The 22,535-nt window shown below is 71.7% G+C and carries 19 protein-coding genes; 7 read left to right on the top strand and 12 right to left on the bottom strand.

Translation table 11 applies throughout. From position 1 onward, the window contains the following. Positions 1–74 precede the first annotated feature (74 nt). Entirely contained in the window at positions 75–1,601 is a 1,527-nt protein-coding gene (locus tag OG948_RS48140; RefSeq protein ID WP_331771361.1) for a carboxylesterase family protein, read from the top strand. A gap of 249 nt (positions 1,602–1,850) precedes the next feature. Here OG948_RS48140 and OG948_RS48135 read toward each other — a convergent pair whose 3' ends face one another. Further along, the gene (locus OG948_RS48135; RefSeq protein WP_331771360.1) at positions 1,851–2,627 is read right to left on the bottom strand and encodes an NAD(P)H-binding protein; all 777 of its coding nucleotides are present in this window, start codon (positions 2,625–2,627) and stop codon (positions 1,851–1,853) included. 279 nt (positions 2,628–2,906) lie between these two features. On the opposite strand from OG948_RS48135, the gene OG948_RS48130 reads away from it, so the two are divergent. Further along, the gene (locus OG948_RS48130; protein WP_331771359.1) at positions 2,907–3,785 is read left to right on the top strand and encodes a slipin family protein; all 879 of its coding nucleotides are present in this window, start codon (positions 2,907–2,909) and stop codon (positions 3,783–3,785) included. Between the two features lie 95 nt (positions 3,786–3,880). Here OG948_RS48130 and OG948_RS48125 read toward each other — a convergent pair whose 3' ends face one another. Next, entirely contained in the window at positions 3,881–4,210 is a 330-nt protein-coding gene (locus tag OG948_RS48125; protein ID WP_331771358.1) for an STAS domain-containing protein, read from the bottom strand. A 362-nt stretch (positions 4,211–4,572) separates the two neighbouring features. Here OG948_RS48125 and OG948_RS48120 point away from each other — a divergent pair, with 362 nt between their 5' ends. The 3 genes from OG948_RS48120 to OG948_RS48110 all read left to right on the top strand — a co-directional run bounded on the left by OG948_RS48120 (position 4,573) and on the right by OG948_RS48110 (position 7,650). Beyond that, on the top strand, positions 4,573–6,078 hold the full coding sequence (locus tag OG948_RS48120; protein ID WP_331771357.1) for a DHA2 family efflux MFS transporter permease subunit: 1,506 nt from the start codon (positions 4,573–4,575) through the stop codon (positions 6,076–6,078). Next, positions 6,075–6,596 carry a MarR family transcriptional regulator gene (locus tag OG948_RS48115; protein ID WP_331771356.1) on the top strand — a complete coding sequence of 174 codons (522 nt, stop codon included), beginning with the start codon at positions 6,075–6,077 and terminating at the stop codon, positions 6,594–6,596. The genes OG948_RS48120 and OG948_RS48115 overlap by 4 nt, the downstream gene beginning before the upstream one ends. Before the next feature lie 436 nt (positions 6,597–7,032). Next, positions 7,033–7,650 carry an isochorismatase family protein gene (locus OG948_RS48110; RefSeq protein ID WP_331771355.1) on the top strand — a complete coding sequence of 206 codons (618 nt, stop codon included), beginning with the start codon at positions 7,033–7,035 and terminating at the stop codon, positions 7,648–7,650. A 100-nt stretch (positions 7,651–7,750) separates the two neighbouring features. On the opposite strand, the gene OG948_RS48105 is transcribed toward OG948_RS48110, so the two are convergent. The 7 genes from OG948_RS48105 to OG948_RS48075 all read right to left on the bottom strand — a co-directional run bounded on the left by OG948_RS48105 (position 7,751) and on the right by OG948_RS48075 (position 17,109). Beyond that, complete coding sequence (locus OG948_RS48105; protein ID WP_406300670.1) at positions 7,751–8,539, bottom strand: hypothetical protein; 789 nt, start codon at positions 8,537–8,539, stop codon at positions 7,751–7,753. Between the two features lie 80 nt (positions 8,540–8,619). Then, positions 8,620–10,770 carry a right-handed parallel beta-helix repeat-containing protein gene (locus OG948_RS48100; protein ID WP_331771353.1) on the bottom strand — a complete coding sequence of 717 codons (2,151 nt, stop codon included), beginning with the start codon at positions 10,768–10,770 and terminating at the stop codon, positions 8,620–8,622. A 620-nt stretch (positions 10,771–11,390) separates the two neighbouring features. Further along, positions 11,391–12,371, bottom strand: a complete 981-nt coding sequence (locus OG948_RS48095) for a hydroxyacid dehydrogenase (RefSeq protein WP_331773544.1) — start codon at positions 12,369–12,371, stop codon at positions 11,391–11,393. Positions 12,372–12,448: 77 nt separating this feature from the next. Then, on the bottom strand, positions 12,449–13,393 hold the full coding sequence (locus tag OG948_RS48090; protein WP_406300669.1) for a carbohydrate ABC transporter permease: 945 nt from the start codon (positions 13,391–13,393) through the stop codon (positions 12,449–12,451). Continuing rightward, positions 13,390–14,295, bottom strand: coding sequence for a sugar ABC transporter permease (locus OG948_RS48085; RefSeq protein WP_331771352.1), 906 nt, complete (start codon positions 14,293–14,295; stop codon positions 13,390–13,392). The genes OG948_RS48090 and OG948_RS48085 overlap by 4 nt, the downstream gene beginning before the upstream one ends. Before the next feature lie 163 nt (positions 14,296–14,458). Beyond that, a complete protein-coding gene (locus OG948_RS48080; RefSeq protein WP_331771351.1) occupies positions 14,459–15,793 on the bottom strand; it encodes a sugar ABC transporter substrate-binding protein in 1,335 nt (444 codons plus the stop codon). A gap of 119 nt (positions 15,794–15,912) precedes the next feature. Continuing rightward, positions 15,913–17,109, bottom strand: a complete 1,197-nt coding sequence (locus OG948_RS48075; protein WP_331771350.1) for a substrate-binding domain-containing protein — start codon at positions 17,107–17,109, stop codon at positions 15,913–15,915. Between the two features lie 205 nt (positions 17,110–17,314). Between OG948_RS48075 and OG948_RS48070 the strand changes: the two genes are divergently transcribed. After that, positions 17,315–19,243, top strand: coding sequence for a DUF2264 domain-containing protein (locus tag OG948_RS48070; RefSeq protein WP_331771349.1), 1,929 nt, complete (start codon positions 17,315–17,317; stop codon positions 19,241–19,243). A 151-nt stretch (positions 19,244–19,394) separates the two neighbouring features. Here OG948_RS48070 and OG948_RS48065 read toward each other — a convergent pair whose 3' ends face one another. After that, positions 19,395–20,051, bottom strand: coding sequence for a class I SAM-dependent methyltransferase (locus OG948_RS48065; protein ID WP_331771348.1), 657 nt, complete (start codon positions 20,049–20,051; stop codon positions 19,395–19,397). Between the two features lie 144 nt (positions 20,052–20,195). On the opposite strand from OG948_RS48065, the gene OG948_RS48060 reads away from it, so the two are divergent. Further along, positions 20,196–20,786, top strand: a complete 591-nt coding sequence (locus OG948_RS48060; RefSeq protein WP_331771347.1) for an XRE family transcriptional regulator — start codon at positions 20,196–20,198, stop codon at positions 20,784–20,786. A gap of 90 nt (positions 20,787–20,876) precedes the next feature. On the opposite strand, the gene OG948_RS48055 is transcribed toward OG948_RS48060, so the two are convergent. Both OG948_RS48055 and OG948_RS48050 read right to left on the bottom strand, forming a co-directional pair. Beyond that, positions 20,877–21,467, bottom strand: coding sequence for a lytic polysaccharide monooxygenase (locus tag OG948_RS48055; RefSeq protein ID WP_331771346.1), 591 nt, complete (start codon positions 21,465–21,467; stop codon positions 20,877–20,879). Positions 21,468–21,698: 231 nt separating this feature from the next. Continuing rightward, positions 21,699–22,427: an FCD domain-containing protein gene (locus OG948_RS48050; protein WP_331771345.1), complete on the bottom strand. Its 729-nt coding sequence runs from the start codon at positions 22,425–22,427 to the stop codon at positions 21,699–21,701. Positions 22,428–22,535: the final 108 nt, after the last annotated feature.

The following is a 22,535-nucleotide window of genomic DNA, read 5'->3' as shown; positions in this document are numbered from 1 at the left end:
GATACTCGGCCATGGACCGCTCGGGATTCGCCCCCGTGTGAGCCGCTCGACCCCTCCGCGCAAAGGATGAACCCGTGTCCAACCAGCCGCTCGTCACCACCACCCTCGGCCCCGTCCGGGGTTCGTGGCAGGGCCGGTCCGCCCGCTTCCTGGGCATTCCGTACGCCAAGCCCCCCGTCGGCGACCTGCGCTTCGCCGCGCCCGAGGCCCCCGAGGCGTGGACCGAGCCGCTGGACGCCACCGCGTACGGCCCCACCGCCCAGCGCCGCAGCTTCGGCGACGGGCCGACGATCATCCCGGAACCGTCGATCCCCGGTGACGGCGTGCTGAGCGTCAACGTGTTCACCCCGAACCCGAACCCGAGCGCGAACCCGAGCCCGAGCCCGGACACGGACACAAACGCGGACACGGACGCCGGGCTGCCGGTCCTGGTCTGGATCCACGGCGGAGGCTTCGTGGCCGGTTCCGCCGCCAGTCCCTGGTACGAGGGCAGCGCGTTCAACCGGGACGGCGTCGTCCTGGTCTCGCTCGGCTACCGGCTGGGCATCGAGGGCTTCCTGCACCTGGAGGGCGCCCCCGACAACCGCGGCGTGCTGGACTGGATCGCCGCGCTGCGCTGGGTCCGGGACAACATCGCGGCCTTCGGCGGCGACCCGGCCAAGGTCACCATCGCCGGTCAGTCCGCCGGTGGCGGCGCGGTACAGACGCTCATGGTCACCCCGTCCGCGCACGACCTCTTCCGGGCCGCGATCTCGGTCTCCGGCGCCGTGATGGAGCCGCAGAGCCGCGCGGCCGGCCTCGCCGTGTCCGAACTCTTCACCGCCCGCACCGGTCTACCCGCGACCGCCGCCGCGCTGCGCGACGTCTCGCACGACGAGATGCAACGGTTGCAGGACCTGGTCACCGCGCCCGAGGAGGGTTCCGCGGCGCTGCCCGGACTGCTCCTGGCGCCGTTCACCGACGGCGAGTTGGTCCCCGAGGACGTACACGCGGCCTTCCGCGACGGCTCGGCCACACCCGTGCCGCTGATGCTCGGCGCGACCCACCACGAGTTCAACGCCGCCGCCGAGTTCGGCATGCCGGACGCCCCGATCGAGGCCGCCATGGGCATCCTCGGTTCGGTCGGCCTGCCACCCGAGGGCATCGAGGCATATCTCGCCCTGCACGAGGGCGCGACCCCCGCCCAGGTGATCGGCCAGGCGCTCACCGACACGCTGTTCCGGGGCGCCGCCGTCTCGATCGCCGAGGCCCGCGCGGGTCAGGACCGGCCGACCTGGCTCTACACGTTCGAATGGCTGTCCAGCGCGCCGATGTTCGGCGGCAAGGCGTTCCACTGCCTCGACCTGCCGTTCGCCTTCGACCTGCTCGCCGCCGACGGCGCGGAGAACGCGACCGGCCCCGACGCCCCGCAGAAGCTGGCCGACGCGATGCACGGCGCCTGGGTCGCCTTCATCCGCGACCTCGACCCGGGTGCCCAGTGGCCGCGCTACACCCACGAGCACCGCGACACGATGGTGTGGGACACCACCCCGCGCGTCGTGCGCGACCCCCAGGGCGCCGAACGCGAGATCTGGAACACCCGCCGGGCACCCGCCGCCTGAGCCGAGCGCCCCAGCAGCCGAGGACGAACGGCCCGCCGACCCGCCGACCCGGGCACCCCTGCCCGACCGGCGGGTCGTCGGCGACCCACCCACTGCGTACGCCGAACCCCCGGCCCGGCACGTACCGCGCCGGGCCCGGGCCCACACCCACGCCCGGGTCCACACCCACGCCCACGCCCACGCCCACGCCAACGCCCACGCCAACGCCAACGCCAACGCCAACGCCAACGCCAACGCCCGAGAGCATGCTCACGCCCGGGTATCGAGCCAGTCCGCGTAGGTCGGGCCGGCCAGCCGGGCGTGCGGGCCGGGCAGCAGGCCGCCGTTCTCGAACAGGTCGCGGTCCGGATCGGCCGGATCGCTCACCTCTTCGATCCGCACGTCCCGACCGCGCCGCACCAGCACCAGCTTCGCCATCTCGGCGAGGTTCTCCTCGCGCGGACCGGCGATCTCCGGGAACGGCGCCCCGACCTGCTCCGCCGTCGGCTCGGGGTCGGTGGCCAGGTCGACCAGGCTCTCCGCGACGGCGCGCGCGGCCACCAGCCGGGTGCGCATCCTCGGCACGAAGCACACGTCCCCCTGGAGCCCCCAGTTCGCCAACTCCTCCACGAACTCGTGGAACTGGGCCGCGCGCAGGATCCGCACCGGGACCGGACCGTCCTGCACCGCCCGCTCGTGGGCCGACTTGGCCGCGTTGTAGCCCGCGACCGACGCGTCGATGCCGATGATCGAGGCCACCACCAACCGGCGCACGCCCGCCTTGGCGCCCGCCTCCTGCAGGTTGCGGGCCGAGGTGGTGAAGAACTCGGTGGCCTCGCGCTGCTCCGGCGACGGCGTGCTGGACACGTCGATGACGCACTCGACACCGGCCAACGCCGCCTCCAGACCCGCGCCGCTGATCACGTCCACGCCGACCGACCGGGAGATCGGGACGACCTCGTGGCCCCGCTCGCGAAGGACGTCGACCACGTGCCGCCCGGCCCGACCGGTCGCTCCGACGACGGCGATCCTCGAACGTGTCTCCATGGTTCTCTCCCTCGGTGAAGTCCGGCTTCCGGCTGCCCCGGTGTGCTCGACACAGCCTTGACGGACCCCGCCGGGAAAGTGTGACCGCCCTTCGGCACACGCATCGGAAACGCGGTTCGAGGACGGCCCGGAGCGGTCGCGACGAGTGGGCAAAGGCCCGAGCGGGTGGGTGATTCGAGCACGGCGGCGGGCGCGCAACACTTGAAGGCGCGCCCTCGGATCGGTGCCGCCGGATCGGGGTGCGCCATACGAGGAACGACCGAGCAACCGAGGCGCATCGTGGCCATCCTGATCATTCTGGGCGTCGTTCTGGCGGTCCTTCTCCTGCTGTGGTTCGGCTTCGCGGTGAAGATCGTCAAGCAGTACGAGCTGGGCGTACTGTTCCGGCTCGGCCGGGTTCGGGGAGTGCGGGCGCCCGGATTCCACCTGATCATTCCGTTCGTCGACATCCTGCACCGGGTGTCGCTGCGGATCATCACCAAGCCGATCCAGTCGCAGGGCATCATCACCCGCGACAACGTCAGCGTCGACGTGTCGGCCGTCGCCTATTTCCGGGTCGTGGACGCGGTGAAATCCGTGGTCGCGATCGAGAACGTGCACGCGGCCATCGACCAGATCGCGCAGACCACCCTGCGCAAGGTGGTCGGCCGGCACACGCTCGACGAGACGTTGTCCGAGACCGACACGATCAACCTCGACATCCGGCGGATCCTCGACGTGACCACGGCCGAGTGGGGCGTCCAGGTCACCCTCGTCGAGCTCAAGGACATCCAACTGCCGGACACCATGAAGCGCGCGATGGCCAGACAGGCCGAGGCGGAGCGGGAGAAGCGAGCGAAGATCATCAACGCCGAGGGCGAGTCGCTCGCGGCGGCAGCGCTGGGCGACGCGTCGGACACCATGACGGCCCACCCGCTCGCTCTGCAACTGCGCAATCTGCAGAGCCTGGTCGAACTCGGCGTGGACAAGAACACCACCGTCGTCTTCCCCGCGCCGTTGATGAGTACGATCGCCGAACTCGGCTCCTTCATCGCCCGGGAAACGGCCGCCGCGGCACCCTCGGCCCGGCCCGATCCGCCACCGACCCGTGCGGTTCGGCCGACCGGGCCGGATCGGGACGTACCGGCCGGCGACGAGACGCTCGCCACCCGAGCGTAACCGCCCGCCACCCGAGCGCGAGCGTCCGCCCGGTCACCCCGGCCGACACGTGTCGCACGTCGGGTCGGAGGTCACGTCGCCCGGCGCGGGCGGGGTCAGGCCGCGATCCTTCTCCCGAACAGGCCCTCGGTCTCGGTCAGTGCCAGCAGCCGGGCCACCACCGGAGGAACGCCGTACAGCACCAGGGTCGTACCGACCCCTCGCGCGCGCAGCCGAGCCCGGAGCAGGGCGTTCAAGCCGGCGCAGTCGCAGAACCGCACCGCGCTCAGGTCCAGCCGAAGCGCGCCGGGCCGTTGGTCGAGGCATCGATCGAGGGCGAATTGGAGTTCGGGTACGGCGTCCACGTCGATCTCGCCGATCACGGTGACCACGGCCGAGGAGTCCGTCAGGACGGTGGTAACGGTGAAACTCGGGCACGAGTACATCGGGGCCCTTCCTGACACTGCGAGGGCATACGGACTTGCGGGCGCCGAGGCCCCAAAGCCCGAGGGCGCGGTCGTGTAGGGGCTGCGCACGGTTGTGCACGTGGGCGACGCGGCCCGACAGGCATGGGTGAGCCGCGACCGGCAACCAGCGCAACGTCGTTGGGGGAAACGGGGGTTCCGCTCCCATTCACCTCTCTTGCCGGCGCCCTGTCAACGCCCGCACCCGGCGAATCGACCCAACGGCGGCACGCTCCCCCGGCCCGGGAATCAAGGCATGGGGGACATCGGCCATCGGTTGACCACCCGCTCCAATTGGTTGTACAACAGTAATGGTTGTATTGCTATAACGATTGGGGTGGTCCATGTCCGCCGCCGAGAGCACGGCCGAATCCGGAGGTGGCGGCGACGACGGGTCGGTCGGTCGCCGCAGGAAGCTCGTCGTCCTGGTGACCTGTTGCCTGAGCCTGTTCATCGTCGGGCTCGACAACACCATCCTGAACATCGCCCTGCCCGCGATCCGCAGCGACCTGGACGCCTCGGTGTCCCAACTGCAATGGACCATCGACGCCTACACGCTCGTGCTCGCCGCGCTGCTCATGCTCGCCGGCTCGACCGCCGATCGCATCGGCCGGCGCCGGGTCTTCCAGACCGGACTCGTGCTCTTCGCCGTGGGCTCGCTGCTGTGCGGCCTGGCCCCCGGTCTCGAGTGGCTGATCGTGTTCCGGGTGGTACAAGCCGTCGGCGGGTCGATGCTCACCCCCGTCGCGATGTCGATCGTCACCAACACCTTCACCGAGCCCCGCGAACGCGCCCGCGCGATCGGCGTGTGGGGCGCGGTGGTCGGGGTGGCGATGGCACTCGGGCCGATCGTGGGCGGCGCCCTGGTCGACTCGGCCGGCTGGCGCTCGGTGTTCTGGATCAACCTGCCCGTCGCGCTCGCCGCGATCGTCCTCACCGCGCTGTTCGTCCCCGAGTCCAAGGCGCCGCACCCCAGGCGCGCCGACCCGGTCAGCCAGGTACTGGTGTTCACGTTCCTGCTGTCCCTGACCTACGCGATCATCGAAGGCCCCGAGGCGGGCTGGTCATCGCCCCCGATCATCGCGCTGTTCACCCTCGCCGCCGGCTGCGTGGCGGGCCTGCTCCGCTGGGCACCCCGGCGCCCGGAACCCCTGATCGACCTGCGCTTCTTCCACAGCGTGCCGTTCGCAGGCGCGACCGTGATCGCGGTGTGCGCGTTCGCGTCGATGTCCGGATTCCTCTTCCTGAACACCCTCTACCTCCAGGACGCACGCGGCTTCTCGCCGACCGAGGCCGGTCTGCACACGCTGCCGATGGCGTTGGCGACCGTCGTGTGCTCGCCGATCTCCGGGCGGCTGCTCACCCTGGTGGGCCCGCGCCTACCGCTGATCGCCGCCGGCCTCGCGATGGCGGCCGGTGCAGGATTGCTGGTCGGACTCGGCGAGGACACCTCCACCGCTCGATTGATCACCGCCTACGCCCTGTTCGGCAGTGGATTCGGACTGGTGAACGCGCCGATCACGAACACCGCGGTGTCCGGGATGCCGCGCGCCCAGGCGGGCGTCGCCGCCGCGATCGCGTCCACCAGTCGCCAGGTCGGCCAGGCCTTGGGAGTCGCGGTGGTCGGCGCCACGATGGCGTCCGTCCTGGCCGCCCCCGGCGCCGCCGGTCTGGCCGCCGCCACGCACACCGGGTGGTGGATCGTGCTGGGCTGCGGCGTCGCCGTCACGGGCCTCGGTATGCTCACCACGGGCCGCTGGGCCCGGCGCACGGCCGAGCGCACGGGCGCGGAACTGATGCCCGCGGCCCCGCCCGCCCAGGCACGCGATACGACGGACGTGAGGCAATGAACGCTTCCCCCGCGCGCGACACCGCGCGCGACACCCCCGCCGACGCCGCGGCACGGGTCTGGATCGGGATGCGCGCCCTGGTCGTGGAACGCCACGACCGCCGTCGCGAGGTCACCGAGGCCACCGGACTGAGCTTCGTCCGGGTCAAGGCGCTGCGCCGGGTCGCCGCCGGTCCGATGTCCATGCGCGAACTGGCCGCACGGCTGTCCACCGACAAGCCCTACACGACGCTGGTCGTCGACGATCTCGAACGCCGCGGCCTGATCGAACGCACCGTGCACCCCGACGACCGGCGCCAGCGCATGCTCACCGCGACCCCGGAGGGCCTGCGCCTGGCCCGCATCGCACGCGGCATCCTGGACGAGCCCCCCGCGTCCCTGCGCGACCTCGCGCCGGCCGATCTGGCCACCCTGGACCGGGTGATCGGCGCTCTCGTCGACCCGGACCACCCCGCGCCACCGCACTCCCCGCACGGGGACGGGGCCGACGGGGCCACGGGCTCGACCGCGAACGAGTAGGCCCGCTCCGCCACCCGACACCGGTCGTCCGGTCGGGGACCTTCCCTCGAACCCGGGCAAACCGACCCCAGCGCGGAACCGGTTCGGCACCGCGGCCACGTCACCCCGGGCAATCCGCCGGCCGACCGCGGAATCCGGGTCGGCCGATCACGACGGCTCTGGGGGAACGTCACTCGGCCGAAGGCGTCCACACCCACCACCGCTTCACCGGCACCGCCATCCGGGTCTCCGCCAAACGACACCGCAGGGCGGTCCCGCTCACCAACAGGGTCCACCACTCCGCGAACGCGAACCACCGAACGCCATCCGCGACACGTTCCGCGGCCTGGTCTCCGACGCGTGGCCGCCGCGCGCCCGGCCACCCCCGTCGCAGCGCCGCGGTGCTCGACAACCCCTTCGGTTCGGCCGAGCCTGCCACCGGGCAGGATGGGGTGCCATGACGGAGAAGACGGAACCCGTGTCGGCCCTGATCGTCGTCGACGTCCAGATGGCATTCGTCACCGGTGCCGGCGCGGTACCGGCGGCGGAGCGGGTGGTGGACCGGGCCGCCGCGCTGGTCCACCGGGCCCGAGCGGGCGGCGCGCTGGTGGTGCACCTGCAAAACGACGGGCCGGTCGGTGCGGACGACGAAGTCGGCACGCCCGGCTGGGAGTTGCGCCTGCCGGTACGGCCCGGTCCGCGCGAGTTCGTGGTGCGCAAGACCGAGGACGACGGCTTCGACGGCACACCGCTGGAGGACCTGCTGACCCGGGCGGGCGTCACGGACCTGGCCGTATGCGGAGTGATGTCGGAGATGTGCGTCGGCGCCACCGCACGCGCGGCACTCGAACGCGACCATCGGGTGGTACTGCCACACGACGCCCACGCCACGTACGACATCCCCGCCGCGCCCGGCATCAGCGAGGCGGTCCCGGCCCACATGGTCTCGCGGGTGGCCGAATGGGCCCTGGGCGACGAGGTCGAGATCATCGCCCACGCCGACGACGTGACCTTCACCGCCGCGCAGGACGCCACGCACACCGAGAGCACCGAGAGCCCCGCACATCCGGCATAGGGCCGGCCGGGCGAGCCCGGTGATGCCGAGCCGGGAAGAACGCGGTGGCGCCGTTCGGATCACGCACCGCCGGCACCACCGCGCACATCGAGGCACTCGCCTACTCGGCCGCGCGAACCACCGTGTCGGCGTTCGGCAGCGGCACGACGTGGGCGGCGGCCACCCGTCGCGCCAGTTCGCGGTCGAACGCGGCCGACAGGAGGTCGAGTCGAAGGCGTTCGCGGGCCTGGTCGAAGGGCGGTGCCTCGGCCGACGGCGGGACGGCGGCGAGCAGTTCGGCGTACCGTTCGCGCAGCCGGGACTCGGACAGGTCCACCTGGCCGGCGAGCGACTCCCGTAGCGAGGCGGAGAGTTCGGCCACCTCGTTGCGGGCGAAGCCGTCCTCGTCGTAGCTCGGTACACCCGGCATCGGGCGCCCCTGGGCCCGGGCCGCCGCGCGGCGGGCGTTCTCGGCGTCCAGGCGGGCCCGAAAGCCCGCCTCGGACGGGTCGGTCGACACACCGGTCTGCCGGGCCCAGCGGCGCAGCACCGCTTCCCCGACGGCCGCGCGCAAGGACCGCTCCCACAGCACCACGTGCGGCGTGCGACCCGCGATCGGGGTACGCCAATAGTCGGCACGCGCACCGGCGATCGGGAACTCCGCCACCACCTCGGCCCGCAACCGCACCGCAGAGCGTCGCAACTCACCGGCGGTGAGCGGTACTTCGTCCACCGTCGCGACCACGGCGGCCCGATCCACGGCGGTCGGCGAGGCCGGGCTCGGAGCGGGAGCGGGGGTGCGGTCGGGTGTCGCCCGTCCGGATGCCGGGGACGGGCCGAGCAGGGCCACCAGGATGCCCACCGCGGCGACCACGAGCGACGCGGCGAGTACGGCGGGCCGGCCGAGCACGCGTCGCCGACGACGACGTACGTCGCCCGTCCGCGACCCGGACCCGCGTGGTGGCCGTACGGCCCGTCCCCGGCGGGACATCAGACGACCTTCAGGTCGAACACGTGCAGTCCGGGTCCCGCGATCGGACTGCCCGCCGGCAGCGTCACCGACGCCACGGTCCGCCCGGGGTCGATGGCGAGCGACGCGACGCGTACCGTGACGTCCTCCTCGGAACGTGCCGTGGCCGGATTGCGATAGTCGGTCTGCGGCTTGTGGTGATAGACGGCCCGGACCGCGACCTGGTCGGAGGGGCCCGCCGCGGTGCTCCACCAGTCGCCGAGAGCGAGCGTCGCCGTCGTCGCCGTGCCGTCGGTGTAGGTGACGGTGACCGCGCCGCTCTGTGCGCCGTAGGCGCCCGCGCCCAGCACCACCAGGCGGCTGCCACTGCCGGTGAGCGCGATCCGCTGGCCGGCGACCTTGACGTTGTCCGGCAGGCCGTAGCGCGGGTGCCACGTGAACGCGGCGCCGCCCGCGGTGACCGTGCCTCCCGGGACGCATCCGGCCGCCGCCGGCGCGGGTCCGGAGTAGCTGCGCCCGGAGAGTCCGAGGCCGCCGGTGTTCGGGTTGACGTCGTCGCCGATTCCGACGTTGTTGTACGCGGCGGCGATCCACGGATACAGCGGCGCGCTCACCGCGAGGCCGTTGTACGCGCCCCGGTTGACGCCCACCCCGCCGGCCGCGACGGGGTTGCCGAAGTAGTCGCGCGAGCCGATGCCGGGTATCGCGACTCCGGTGCCCAGTGCGGGAGATCCGGCGAGCAGCGCGTAGCCGCCCGCGTCGCCGCGGCCGGTCGCGGTACCGGGTGCGGCCAGACCGGGATCGGTGGTCACCGCCGAGGTGTCACCGGTCGGCGCGGTGAAGCCGCCGTGGTAGACGTTGGCCTGGTAGGTGACGCCCGCCCCGGTGGGCAGCGCGCCCTGACCGGCCACGAACACGTTGTTGGCGACGAGCGTGTTCGCCGAGGGCCCGTTGGGCAGTTCGACGTCCAGCTTCTTGCTCGGGCAGAAGAACGTGTTGTTGTACATCCGCAGCGGGCTGGAGTTGTCGCCCGACGCGTTGGCCCGGATCCGGCAGTCGTCCTGGGCGATGTTGAAGCGCAGGATCTGGGTGGCGTGGAAGTTTCCGAGCGCGGTGCAGTTCTGGCAACCGAGGTAGAAGCCACCGCCGTTGTCGTGCGAGTAGTTGTACTGGTAGGTGCACGAGCCGGTGATCGCCCCGTCGCAGTCCCACGCGGTGGAGTCGAAGATGGACGGCCGCTGCCGGGTTACCTCGTTGTACTGGAACACCGGGTCGCGCGAGTCGATCGGCCACATCCCGGCGAAGTTGCCGTTGACGTAGGGGTACTTGCCGCCTCCGCCGTCGTCGAAGAGGTTGTACTCGACCAGCGGTGCGTCCGAGCCGTGCACCACGATCCCGTCGCCGCCCACGCTGCGGATGGTGTTCGCCCGGATCAGGACGTCGCGGTGGAAGTCGGCGGGCTTGACCGAGATCTTGATGCCGCCGCCACCGGTGTCGTGCACCTGGTTGTCGGCGATCGTGAGGCCCTCGATCGGTCCGGCGGTCGCCCGGCCGAGCACGACGATGCCTGCGGAGGCCGAGAACCAGCCCGCGTTGGCGCCGGTCTTGTCGCTCCAGCCGGCGACGTCGGAGACCTCCAGGTCGCGCAGCACGATCCCGTACTTGCGGTCGGGGGTGGTGGTGTCGATCTGGACTCCGGTACGGAGGGCCCGGGTCGGGGCCGGGTTGGTCACGTGCAAACCCTGTACGGTCCACCAGCTCTGGTCGACCAGGCGCACGGTGGAGGGGCCTCCGGTGCCTTGGACCACGGGACGCGGGCCTTCGCCGTAGGCGCCGATGGTGATGGGGTTGCCCGGGGCACCCGAGCCTTTCGGGGTGAGGGTTCCGGTGCACAGGGTGCCGGCGCGCAGGAGGATGCGGTCGCCGGGTTGGTGGGTGCGGGTGTTGACGAGGGTCAGGTCGCCGAGGGGGTCCTCGGGCGAGGTCCCGGTGGCGTTCGGTCGGCCGACGCCGCAATCCACGTACGTGGTGGTGGGGGCGGTTGTGGCTGTGGGCGCGGCTGTGGCCGTGGGCGCGGCTGTGGCGTTCGCGGTTTGGGCCGAGACGAGGCCGACCGTGGTGGCCAGGAGGGTCGCCGAGAGGGCGAGGGTCAAGGGTCTGGTGCCGTGCATGTGACCTCCGGTCTGGGGGGTCGTGCAGGTGCCTCCGGCTGGGGCCGGAAGTTGTGTGGGCGAGGTCCCCGACGTCTTCGTTTCGGCCGACGTTCGGCATCGGTCAGGCTGCGTTGGCCTCGAACGCCGGCCGAGCTGAATCTCTTTCGGTGGACCTCGCGGGTCGGTTGCCTCAGGTGGCCTCAAACGCCCGCCGGGCTGGATTTGTTGGATCTCGCGAATCCGTCGACCGGTAACCCCGAACGCCGGTCGGACTCGATTTGGCCAGACTTCGCGAATCGGCAGCCCCGGACGCCGGGTTGAGGTTTCGGCGGACCTCGCGGGTCGGTTGTTTCGCGTGGCCGCGAATGCTCGCCGGGCTGAATCTCTTTCGGCGGGCCTCGCGAGTCGATTGCCTCAGGTGGCCTCAAACGCCCGCCGGGCTGGATTTGGTTGGATCTCGCGAATCCGTGGACCGGTATCCCCGAACGCCGGACGGACTGGATGTGGGCCGGATCTCGCGACTTCGTGGCCTCGAAGGCCGGTCGGGCCGGGCTTGGTCAGGTCTGGCGAATTGGTGGTCTCGGGCCTCGAACGCCGGCCGGGGTGGGGTTTGGGTTCGGCCGGCGTTCGTGGGCCTGTTAGGCCGAGTGGGTGAGGGTGGCTGGTTCTACCGCGTGGGTGAAGGGGAGGCCCCTTGTGTAGCGGTCGAGTTCGTCGAGGGCCAGGGCGACCATGCGGCGGAGTTCGCCGCCCAGGGAGCCGGCGATGTGGGGGGTCAGGAGCACATTGGGCAGGTCGTACAGCGGGGAGGCGGCGGGGAGGACGTCCGGCTCGGTGACGTCGATGACCGCGTCGAGGCGGCCGGCCACCAGTTCCTCGGTGAGCGCGTCCTGGTCCACGAGCGAGCCCCGCGCGGTGTTGATCAGCGTCGCGCCGTCCCGCATCAGCGCCAGTCGGCGACGGTCCAGGAGATGCCGGGTGGACTCCAGTTCGGGCGCGTGCACGCTGACCACGTCCGAGCGCTCGACCAGTTCGTCCAGGTCCACCGGACGCGCGCCCAGTGCCCGGGCCTGCTCGGCGCTCACGTACGGGTCGTGCAGCAGCAGTTCGAAGTCGAACGGGCGGAGCAGTTCGAGCACCCGGCGACCGATCCGCGAGGCACCGACGATGCCGATGGTGCGCCGGTAGTTGCCGAATCCCGGAAAGCGCGCGTCCCAGTCGACCAGTCGCCGCTCCGCGCGGTACGCGTCCCGGATCCGCAACACCTTCTTGTTGGCGAACAACACCGCGGCGACCGTGTACTCGGCCACCGGCAGCGCGTTCGCCGAGGCTCCCGAGGAGACGGTCAGGCCGCGCTCCCAGGCGGCGTCGGTGAGGTGGTGTTTGACCGAACCGGCCGCGTGCACCACCGCGCGCAGTCGCGGGGCCCGGGCCAGTACCGCCGCGTCCAAGGGCGCACTGCCCCAGCAGGTGAACAGTACTTCCGCCTCGGCCAGCGCGGCGGCGACGGCCGGCGTGTCGAAGTCGGCGGCGATCAGGTCGAGATCGACGTCGGCCAGCGTGCTCAGCCGGGCCCGCGCCTCGCCGTCGAGGATGCGCGCGGCCACGGAGGGGTCCATCGCGAGCAACAGTCGCGGCCGGTGCCGGCGCGGCGCGCCCGTACCGCCGGCGGACTCGAATCGGGTGGTGCCATTGCTCACTTGACGCTCCCCGCGGAGAGCCCCGAGCGCCAGTGGCGCTGGAGCGAGACGAACGCGACGACCAGCGGAACCACGGCCATCAGCGATCCGGTGATCACCAGCGGATAGAACTCGGGGAAGGCGTGCGCGTTGGTGTTCCACGAGTACAGGCCCAGACTGACCGGGTAGAGCTTCTGGTCGGAGAGCATCACCAGGGGCAGGAAGAAGTTGTTCCAGATCGCGGTGAACTGGAACAGGAAGATGGTCACGAAGCCAGGCATCATCATCGGCATCGCGACGCCGAAGAAGGTCCGGATCTCGCCGGCGCCGTCCATCCGGGCGGCTTCGAGCACCTCGCCGGGGACGTATCCGGCGCTGAACACCCGGGCCAGGTAGACCCCGAACGGGTTGACGATGACCGGGATGAACACCGCCCAGAAGGTGTTGACCAGGCCCACCTTGGACGCGAGCAGGTACAGCGGCAGCGCGACGGCGGTGGTGGGTACGAGCACGCCCAGCAGCACGCCGCCGAACAACTTCTCCTTGCCGGGGAAGTCGAACTTGTCGAACGCGTAGCCGGCGAGCACGCTGATGAACGAGCCGAGCCCCGCGCCGACGCCGGCGTAGAGCAGGCTGTTGAGATACCAGTGCCAGTAGATGCCGTCACCCTCGGTGCTGACGGCCTTGACGTTCTCGGTGAAGTGGAACCCCTCGAACGCGAAACCGTCGCCGCCGAACAGGCCGCCCATGTCCTTGGTCGCCGCGATCAGCAGCCAGGCCAGCGGCAACATCATGTAGAGCGTGACCAGCACCAGGGCGCCGTTGACGGCGACCTTGCCCATCAGCGCCTCGGTGGCGCGGCCCTTGGCGCGCGGGCGGCGGGCGGGCTTGGCCGCGGGTGTGTGGGTCGGCGCGGGAGCGGGGGGCGCGGCCCCGTCCGGTTGTTGCACGGTGGTGCTCATGCGGTCCTCCGTCCGGACGACAGGCGGGTGACGCCGAACGACAGTGCCGCGGCGAAGACGGCGAGCAGCACCGATGCCGCCGCCGCGAGGCCGAAGTCGTTGGCGCGGAAGGCGGCCGAGTAGGCGTACATGTTGGGTGTCCACGAGCTGCCCACGGCGGGGTTGGCGTCGCTGAGGATGGACGGCTCGGTGAACAGTTGCAGCGAGCCGATGATGGTGAACAACATCGTCATCGCGACGGCGGCGCGGATCATCGGGATCTTCACCGAGACCGCGATGCGCACGGGTCCGGCCCCGTCCACCGTGGCCGCCTCGACCACCTCGCGCGGGATCGCCTGGAGCGCGGCGTAGAAGATGATCATGTTGTAGCCGATCCACTCCCACGTGGCGATATTGACGATCGAGAACAGCGCGGTGTCCGAGGCCAGGAAGTCCCAGTGGATGCCGCCGGATTCGAGCAGTTCCACGACCGGGCTCAGGCCCGGGGTGTAGAGGTAGACCCAGATCAGCGCGGCGATGATGCCCGGGACCGCGTGCGGCAGGAACAGCGCGAGTTGGAAGAACCGGCGGGCCCGGGCCAGCGCCGAGTCCAGCAGCAGGGCCAGCGCGAGCGCGGTGCCGACCATCACCGGGATGTAGAGGAGGCAGTACAGCCCGATCGCGACGAAGCCGTCGCGGAACTTCTCGTCGCCGAGCGCGTCGGCGTAGTTGCCGAAGCCGCTGAACACACGTCTGGTGCCGCCGAAGCCCAGGCCCGAGGTCTTCTCGGTGAACAGGCTGAGCCAGATCGCGTAGCCGATCGGCACGACCATGGTGGCGATGAACAGCGCGTAGAACGGGGTCAGGAACAGCGCGGCGGTGGTCTTCCGGCGCCGGCGTCCGGCGCGCAGGGATGTGTTCATGGAACTGCTTCCTCGTGGCGGTCCCCCGGTACGCGGTGGCGCGGAGCGCACCGGGGGCCTGCGGATCACGGGTCGGGCCGAAGGGCGGCCTCGCGGGGCGAGCGGTCTGCTCTCGGCCCGTCGCGGGCGAGCGGTCGGCTCTCGCCCCTTCGCGGGCGATCGGTCAGCTCTTGACCGAGATGCCGCGCTTCTTCAGGTCCTCGACGGTGGTCTTCTGGGCCTCCTCCAGGGCGCCCACGATGCTGCCGCCGCTGGAGAGCTTGCCGAACCCGTCCTTGAGGATGGTGTTGGTCTGCGTCATCGACGGGCCCCAGGTCCAGCCGGTGCCGATCTTCCCGGTGGCCTCGGTGAACAGCGGGTAGATGTCCTGCTTGCCGAAGTAGCCGGTGTCGAAGGACTGCGCGGCGGTGGGCACCAACTCGGTGGCGGCGGGGTACGCGCTGGAGGTGCCGCTGGCGATCCGCGCGGTGATGCCCTCCTTGGTGGTGGTCATCCACTCGATGAAGGTGAGCGCGGCCTTGGTCTTCTTGCTGTCCTTGCTCACCGCGAAGGTCGAGCCGCCGAGCATGCCGTTGGACGCGGTCCCCCAGTCCGGCAGCGGCGCGACCGCCCACTTGCCGGCCAGGTCGGGCTGGCTGCTCTTGAGCACGCCCGCGCTCCACGAGGCGCCGACGATGCCGACCGTGCCGCCGCTCTTGAGGTCGGCGTTCCACTGCTGGCTGAACGAGGGCTGCACGCGCACCAGGTCGTCGGAGACCAGCTTGTTCCAGTACTCGCCGACCTTGCGCGAGTTCGGGTCGGTCAGCGAGACCTTCCAGGCGTCGCCCTCGGTGCCGAACCACGAGCCGCCGGCCTGCCAGGTCAGCCCGGCCATGGTGCTGGGGTCGTCGGGGTAGAAGGTGCCGATCCGCGCGTTCGGGTCGGCCTTCTTGACCTGCTCGGCGGCGGCCCGGTACTCGTCCCAGGTCTTGGGCACCGGGATGTTGTGGTCGGTGAAGAAGTCCTTGCGGTAGTACAGCGCCATCGGCGCCGCGTCCAGCGGCACGGCCCAGGTCTTGCCGCCGAGCTCGGTCAGCTTGTTGACCGACGCGGGGAACTTCGACTTGAGGCCGGACACCTTCGGCGAGAGGTCCTGCACGGCCCCCTGGCTGACGAAGTCCGGCAGCTGCGGGTACTCGATGGTGAGCACGTCGGGGGCGTTGCCCGCCTTGACCGCGTTGGCCATCTTCGCGTAGCCGCCGGCGTTGCCGGAGGGGATCTGCTCGTACTTGACCTGGATGTCGGGGTGCGACTTGTTGAACGCGTCCACGACCTCCTGGGTGCCCTTGGTCCAGGACCAGAAGGTGAGCTCCTGCTTCTGGCCCGGGCCGCCGCCCGCGGCGGGGGCGGCCCCGGCGTCCTTCTTCTTGTCGTCGCCGCCGCCACAACCGGTGACGAGGCTCAGGGCGGTGACTATGCCGACGAGAGCCGTGCCGAGTCTGATGGATGTGCGCTGCATGGATGCTCCTGGGTCGAACCTGCATCGAAGGCGATAGCGAGCATCATTCGGTCAGGAGCGAACAGCGTCAAGAGCAAATGAACAATCGATGAAAAACGAAACTCACTATGATCGTTCGATCACAGAATGGCTTGTTCGCTTTCGCTCGCTCGGATCGAATCGGTCGGGTCGGTCGAATCGTTCACGTCGGCCGGCACCGGGCCGGCCGACTTCGGGCCGCTCGGCTCCGCGGCGCTCGGCTCCGTGGTGGCGCGCAGCCGCAGCCTGGGCACCAGCGAGATGTGTCGGGGCGCGCGCCCGTCGTCGCCGTCGGCCAGCCGCGCGGCGAGCAGCTCGACCGCGATCCGGCCGACCTCGTGCTTGGCCGGCGCGATCGCGCTCAGCGGCGGATCGGCCAACGCGGCCACCTCGTCGTCGTAGGCGATCAGCGCCAGGTCACCGGGCACCTCCAGCCCCGCCGCGCGCAGCCGGGACACCAGCAGCAGCGCGTCCTGGTCGTTGTGCACCAGCGCGGCGGTGGCGGCGCCCGAGCGGGCCGCCTCGATCACCCGGGTGACCGCCCGGTCGAAGCCGTCCGCGTCCTCGCCCGGATGCGGCGTCTCCACCCCGGCCGGATCCGGCGGGGTCAACGACAGCGCGGCCATCGCGGCGGTGTAGCCGGCGTGCACGGCCGGCGTGGTGGGACTGCCGAGCCGGGCCACCAGCAGGATGCGCTCGTGGCCGAGCGCGCCCAGTCGGCGGACCGCCTGCGCCGCGCCCAGCGCGTGGTCGGAGGCCACCCGGTCCAGGTGTTCGAGCCCGGAGCCGATCTCGGCGCGCCGCTCCACCAGCACCACGGGCACCGGCAGGCGCCCCATCCACGCGTCCTCGCCGCCCGGCCCCGGCGCGCGCGCGGGGGTCAGCAGCAGCCCGTCCACACCGCCGCGCAACAACTGGTCCACCTGGTCCCGGTCCTCGCTGGGCAGGTAGCGCGAGATGCCCAGCACCAGCCGGCCGCCGATCGCCTCGACCGCGTCCCGGGCGCCGCGCACGACCTCCGGAAAGTAGTAGGTGGCGGACGGTACGAGCATGCCCACGGTCGGGCCGTCGTGGCCGTTCGCGGGCGGTCGGTCCGGCTCCGGCGCGGACGGGCGGGCATGCGGGAGGGTGGCGCCGCCGTGCACGCGGGCCAACAGGCCGCTCGCCACCAGCGCGGTGACGTCGCGCCGCACGGTGACCAGGGACACGCCCAGTTCCTCGGCGATCTCGACCACCTTGACGCTGCCCTGTTCGCGGGCCGTCCTGAGAATGAGTTCCTGCCGCTGTTCCGCCAACACCGTGGACGTCGTCCTTCCGTTCAGCGCACGGCCCGGACCGGGCCGTGCCCCCCTGCGTCCGGCTGCTGTCCGGCCGCCGCCTCAGCCTAGGGCATCGCCATTCGATTTTGATTGAAAAGGATCGTTCGATCAAACCGACTCTTGACCTGATCGATCGACCCCGCCTAGCGTGTCGACGGCCGCGCGCGTCCAGTCGAGGAGATCCGTGAACACACCGCACCCCTTCGTGCTCCCTCCGGAAGATCGCGCGCTGAGCCCGTGCACCGGCTGGACCCGCGCGCACTGGGAGGCGGTGGCCGACGGCCTGCTCGCCGCGGTGCGCCCGTACCGCTCCCCCGGCGGCGCACTGATCACCCTTCCCGGGCGCACGAGTTGGTCGGGCGAGCGATCGGACGGACTGGAGGGCTACGCCCGCACGTTCCTGCTCGCGGCACTGCGCGCCGCCGGCACCGCCGGCTCCGGCCGCGCGGTCCCTGCGGACCTCCTGGAGCCGTACGCCGACGGCCTGCGCGCGGGAACGGCCGCACCGGGCACGGCGGATCCCGAGTCCTGGCCGGCCGTGGTCGACCGCGGTCAGGCGATGGTCGAGGCCGCGTCGGTGGCGCTGGCCCTGCACCTGACGAAGGATCAACTGTGGGACCGGCTCGACGAGTCCACCCGCGAGCGGGCGGCCGACTGGCTCGCGGGCGCACTGCGGCACGAGCCGGTGGACAACAACTGGTGGCTCTTCCCGGTCGCGGTGGGCACCTTCCTGGAAGCGGCCGACCGGCACCGCGACGAGGCCCGCGCCGCGATCGAGCGGGGTCTGGCGAGGATCGAGAAGTGGTACGTCGGCGACGGGTGGTACACCGACGGCGCCGGACGCTACTTCGACCACTACAACGGCTGGGCCATGCACCTGTATCCGCTGCTGTGCGCGGCGGTCGCGGGCACGCCGGCCGATCCGGTCCGTCGCGAACGCCTGCGCGAGTTCCTGACCGGCTACGGCCGGCTCTTCGACCGCACCGGCGCGCCGCTGCACCAGGGGCGTTCGCTGACCTACCGGTTCGCGGCGGCGGCCCCGCTGTGGCTGGGCGCGCTGGTGGACGCCACGCCGTACCCGCCGGGCACCACCCGGCGGCTGGCGAGCGGTGTGCTGCGGCACTTCCTGGACCGCGGCGCGGCCCGCGACGGCCTGCTGTCGTTGGGCTGGTACGGCCCGGACCCGGCGACCGTGCAGGCGTACTCGGGCTCGGCGTCGCCGTACTGGGCGGCCAAGGGCTTCGTCGGCCTGCTGCTGCCCGAGGGGCACCAGGTGTGGACCGCCCGGGAGAGCGCCGGACCGGCCGAGGACGCGGACGTCGACCCCGCGCTCGGCCTGCCCGGCCCCGGCCTGCTCGTGCACTCCGGGCACGGCGTGGGACGGCTGGTCAACCACGGCGCCGACCACCAGCCGGCCGCCGCGGCCACACCGTCCGCCGGCCTCGACGCGGACGATCCGCTGTACGCCCGGCTGGCCTACTCGACGCTGACCGGCCCGACCCGGGAGGGCGATCCGGCGGACAACCACATCGGGCTCGTCCTGGCCGGCGGGACGACCGGGCGCGGCCGGATCGAGCCGCTGGGCGCCGGCCCCGGGTGGGCGGCCTCGGCGCACCTGCCCACGCTCGCCGGGCAGCCGGTGCCGGACACCCGGATCGTGTCGATCAGCGTGGCGCGCGGTCCGTACGAGGTACGCGTACACCACGTCCGGGCGCCCGAGGGCACCGCCGTGCGCGAGAGCGGGTGGGCGCCGGCCACCTCGTCCCGCGACGAGTTGCGATCCGTGGCCGACGGCCTCGGCGCGCGGGTGGCCACCGCGTCGGTACACAGCACGCTGACCGGCGCGCACGGCTGGGACCGGGCCCGGGTCGACTCCGCGCCGCACGGGACCGCGTTCGGCGAGGTCGCCGAACTGGCCGTGTTGGAGGGCACGGTGGCCGCCGGCCCGCTGGTCACGGTGCTGTCGCTGACCTGGGCGGACGCCGCGCCCGTCGCGGCGCCGCGCGTGCTGGCGACGGCGTCGGGCGTGCACGTGACCTGGGCCGACGGGAGCACGAGCCGGATCCGCCGGAACGGGGCGGACCGCTGCTCGGTGACCCACGAGCACGTCTGAACCGAAGCACCGCCGCCGGCACCCTGCCCGCTCGGACCGGGCGGACCGGTGCTCGGCGACCCACGAACACGCCCGAACCGAAGCGCCGCCACGCCCACCACGACCGCTCGGACCGGGTGGCCCGGGGCCGGCGACGCCCGGGCGGACCGGCTCAGCCCGCCAGGCGGCGCACCATCAAGGTGTTGTCCGTGCGGGTGGTGGGCCGGCCCTCGGGGTCGTTCTGGATCCGCTCGTGCTCCTCGCTGCGGAGCACCTCCCACTGCCCGTCCGGGAGTTCGAGCGCGGCCAGCACCTCGTCGGGGGCGGGGAACCGCACGTCCGGGTGCGGGTTCGTCTCCCAGGCCGGGAACCCGCAGTGGCCGACCACCAGCAGCACGCCGCCGGGCGCGACGTTCGCGGCGGCGGTGCGCAGGATCGCGTCGCGGTCCAACTCGCCGTGCGAGTGCAGGAAGTGCGCCGAGATCAGGTCGAAGGTGCCGGCCGGAAAGGTCGCGCCCAGGTCGTGCCACTGCCAGTCGATCAGGTCGGTGACCCCCTCCTCCTTCGCGTGCTCGGCGGCCCGCTCCAGCGCGATCCGGGAGACGTCGGTGGCGGTCACCCGCCAGCCGCGCTTGGCCAGCCAGATCGCGTCGGCCCCCTCGCCGCAGCCCAGGTCCAGCGCGCGGCCGGGCGCCAGGTCGGAGGTCTCCCGGACCAGGGCGGCGTTCGGGTTGCCGCTCCAGATCCGGTGGCTCTCCGCGTAGCGGGCGTCCCAGAGGTCCGCCGCCGAGGGCTGGTCGGCGTGCTCCGAGAGCTGGTCGTCGGTCATCGTGGGAGTCCTTTGCGGCGGTGGCGGATGCGCCCGGCCGTACCCGGCCGAGGCGGGCGGCACGTGGTCCGCCGCCCTGCCGAAAATGGTCCGCCCGGCGCACTGCGATTGACAAACCTTGTTGCCGAGTCGGCAAATGGTGCCATGAAAGATGGCGAGCTCACCTCGGTCCTCACCGCCGTCGGCCCGCGCCTGCGAGCCCTGCGTCTGGAACGGGGCACCACGTTGGCCGACCTGAGCGAGAGCACCGGGATCTCGGCCAGCACGTTGTCCAGGCTGGAGTCCGGGCTGCGCAAACCCACCCTGGAACTGCTGCTCCCGCTGGCGAAGGCGTACGGCGTGCAGTTGGACGAGTTGGTCGACGCGCCGGAGACCGGGGATCCGCGGGTACACGCGCGCCCGATCCAGCGGCACGGGATGACCATCATCCCGCTGACCCGCTACAGCGGCGGGCTGCACGCGTTCAAACAGATCCTGCCGCCCGGACTCGGCGGGAGCGCACCCGAGTTGCAGACGCACGAGGGCTACGAGTGGATGTACATCCTGTCCGGCCGGCTGCGGCTGTACCTGGGCGAGCACGAACTCGTGCTGGTGGCGGGCGAGGCCGCCGAGTTCGACACCCGCACCCCGCACGCCTTCACCTGCGTCGGGCCGGAGCCGGTGGAGTTCCTCAGCCTGTACGGCACCCAGGGCGAGCGTATGCACGTACGGGCCCGACCCGGCGGCGGCGGGTGAGCCGCCCGCGCGTGCCGGTGGGCCGGAGGGTCGTCGCGCTGCGGCGACCCTCCGGCCCGTTCGTACCGGCATGGGACGTGCCGGGTGGGATCAGAAGGTGACGTCGGTGCACTGGTAGAAGGCGTTGCCGGTGTCCGCGATGTCCCAGACCGCGAAGATCACCGCCTTGCCGCTGCGGCCGGCCGGGAGCGTGCCGGTGTGCGAGACGGTCGCGCCGGGCTGGACCCCGCCGTACGGGACGCTCAGGAACGGGGTGCTCTCCAACTGCGCCCGGGTGATCGGCTGGCTGGGGTTCCAACTCGCCTTGGTGACGAAGTAGCGGAACGTCGTGGTGGCGTGCCGCGCGGTCAGCTTCCAGGTGAAGGTCTTGCTCGATCCGGAACTCACCGGAGTGCTCGGCCACGCGCCGCCACGCGGGTCGTCGAGTGGGGCGAAGCGGCTGTTGCCGCCCGCGCAGAGTCGGCCGTCGGCCGGTCCGCCCGCCGGGAAGCCCTTGGGGCCCTCCACGCTCTGCGGTTCCCACTGGATCTCACCGCAGTTGGTGACGGTGCCCTGGGCGCAGTAGGCGGCACGGCTCGGCGGGCTGGTGACCCAACCGTGCGCGCCCGCGGTGCCGGCCATCATCAGGGGGAACGAGACGGCGGGGATGGTCAGCGCCGTCAGGATGGTCCTTTTACGCATGGAACTCTCCTTGGGGACGAGTGAATGCGAAGGACGTTCGAACGGTCCGGGTCCGCGTCGTACGCCTTTTTCACCGGATGCCCACATCCGTAGTGCGTTCCTCAAGTTAAGAGGTCCAGACCACTCGGTCAATGGTCTGGACCACAGCAACGAAGATGAAGTCCCTTTCCGGACACGGAGATTGATGATCTTGCCGGTTTTTGCCGGCCGTTCCGAGCGGGGGTCGAATGCTCAGACGCGATCGGCTTCGGCGGGCGACTCCGGCGCCAGTACTTCCAGTTCCGCCATCGCGCCGACGGTGATCGCGCGGGTCAGTCGCTCCGCGCCGGCCGCGTCGCCCTCGCGGACCGCCTCGGCGACCCGGACGTGCAGCGTGACCGCGGCCGGGTCCGGATCCGGGAACATCACATGGTGGTGGGTGCGGCCGGTCAGCACCTCGGCGACCACGTCGCCGAGCCGGGCGAACATCTCGTTGCCGGACGCGGCCAGGATCACCCGATGGAAGGCGATGTCGTGCACGAGGTACGCCTGCAACTGTCGACCGCGCGAGGTGGAGACCATGCCGAGCGCGTGCTCGGTCAGCGCGGCGCACTGGGCCGGCGTCGCGGACGCCGCGGCCAGCGCCGCCGCCGCGGGCTCGATCGCCGAGCGCAGTCCGGTCAGCGACCGGAGCTGACGCGGGCGGTCGGCGCCGGCCAGCCGCCAGCGGATCACGTACGGGTCGAAGACGTTCCACTGCTCGGCCGGCCGGACGGTGACCCCGACCCGGCGCCGCGACTCGACCAACTGCATCGACTCCAGCACCCGGATCGCCTCGCGGACCACGGTGCGCGAGACCTCGAAACGGTGTTCCAGATCGTCGGTGCGCAAAACCGTGCCGGCGGGGTAGGCGCCGGCCGTGATGGCCGGCCCGAGGGACTCCAGCACCTTCATATGCAAGCCCCGGCCCTCGTTCTCCATGGTGGCAGCCTACTGGGCGGGGTGCCGCGAACCGATCAGATTACGTATGACTTAATTGCTCAGAAGTCTTGATTAAGTACTACCTATACGTTTGGGTATGGGACGGCG

It is taken from the genome of Embleya sp. NBC_00888, assembly GCF_045207655.1.
GTDB lineage: Bacteria > Actinomycetota > Actinomycetes > Streptomycetales > Streptomycetaceae > Embleya.
Note: the sequence above shows the minus strand (reverse complement) of the source record. Positions and strands in the feature narration are given on the sequence as shown.

Bases quoted from the DNA above. Each gene is read 5' to 3' on its own strand.
- OG948_RS48120 (WP_331771357.1), top strand. From the start codon at position 4,573: ATGTCCGCCGCCGAGAGCACGGCCGAATCCGGAGGTGGCGGCGACGAC.
- OG948_RS48060 (WP_331771347.1), top strand. From the start codon at position 20,196: ATGAAAGATGGCGAGCTCACCTCGGTCCTCACCGCCGTCGGCCCGCGC.
- OG948_RS48065 (WP_331771348.1), bottom strand. From the start codon at position 20,051: ATGACCGACGACCAGCTCTCGGAGCACGCCGACCAGCCCTCGGCGGCG.
- OG948_RS48135 (WP_331771360.1), bottom strand. From the start codon at position 2,627: ATGGAGACACGTTCGAGGATCGCCGTCGTCGGAGCGACCGGTCGGGCC.
- OG948_RS48050 (WP_331771345.1), bottom strand. From the start codon at position 22,427: ATGGAGAACGAGGGCCGGGGCTTGCATATGAAGGTGCTGGAGTCCCTC.
- OG948_RS48115 (WP_331771356.1), top strand. From the start codon at position 6,075: ATGAACGCTTCCCCCGCGCGCGACACCGCGCGCGACACCCCCGCCGAC.
- OG948_RS48090 (WP_406300669.1), bottom strand. From the start codon at position 13,393: ATGAGCACCACCGTGCAACAACCGGACGGGGCCGCGCCCCCCGCTCCC.
- OG948_RS48055 (WP_331771346.1), bottom strand. From the start codon at position 21,467: ATGCGTAAAAGGACCATCCTGACGGCGCTGACCATCCCCGCCGTCTCG.
- OG948_RS48080 (WP_331771351.1), bottom strand. From the start codon at position 15,793: ATGCAGCGCACATCCATCAGACTCGGCACGGCTCTCGTCGGCATAGTC.
- OG948_RS48095 (WP_331773544.1), bottom strand. From the start codon at position 12,371: ATGGACCCCTCCGTGGCCGCGCGCATCCTCGACGGCGAGGCGCGGGCC.
- OG948_RS48100 (WP_331771353.1), bottom strand. From the start codon at position 10,770: ATGCACGGCACCAGACCCTTGACCCTCGCCCTCTCGGCGACCCTCCTG.
- OG948_RS48110 (WP_331771355.1), top strand. From the start codon at position 7,033: ATGACGGAGAAGACGGAACCCGTGTCGGCCCTGATCGTCGTCGACGTC.
- OG948_RS48125 (WP_331771358.1), bottom strand. From the start codon at position 4,210: ATGTACTCGTGCCCGAGTTTCACCGTTACCACCGTCCTGACGGACTCC.
- OG948_RS48085 (WP_331771352.1), bottom strand. From the start codon at position 14,295: ATGAACACATCCCTGCGCGCCGGACGCCGGCGCCGGAAGACCACCGCC.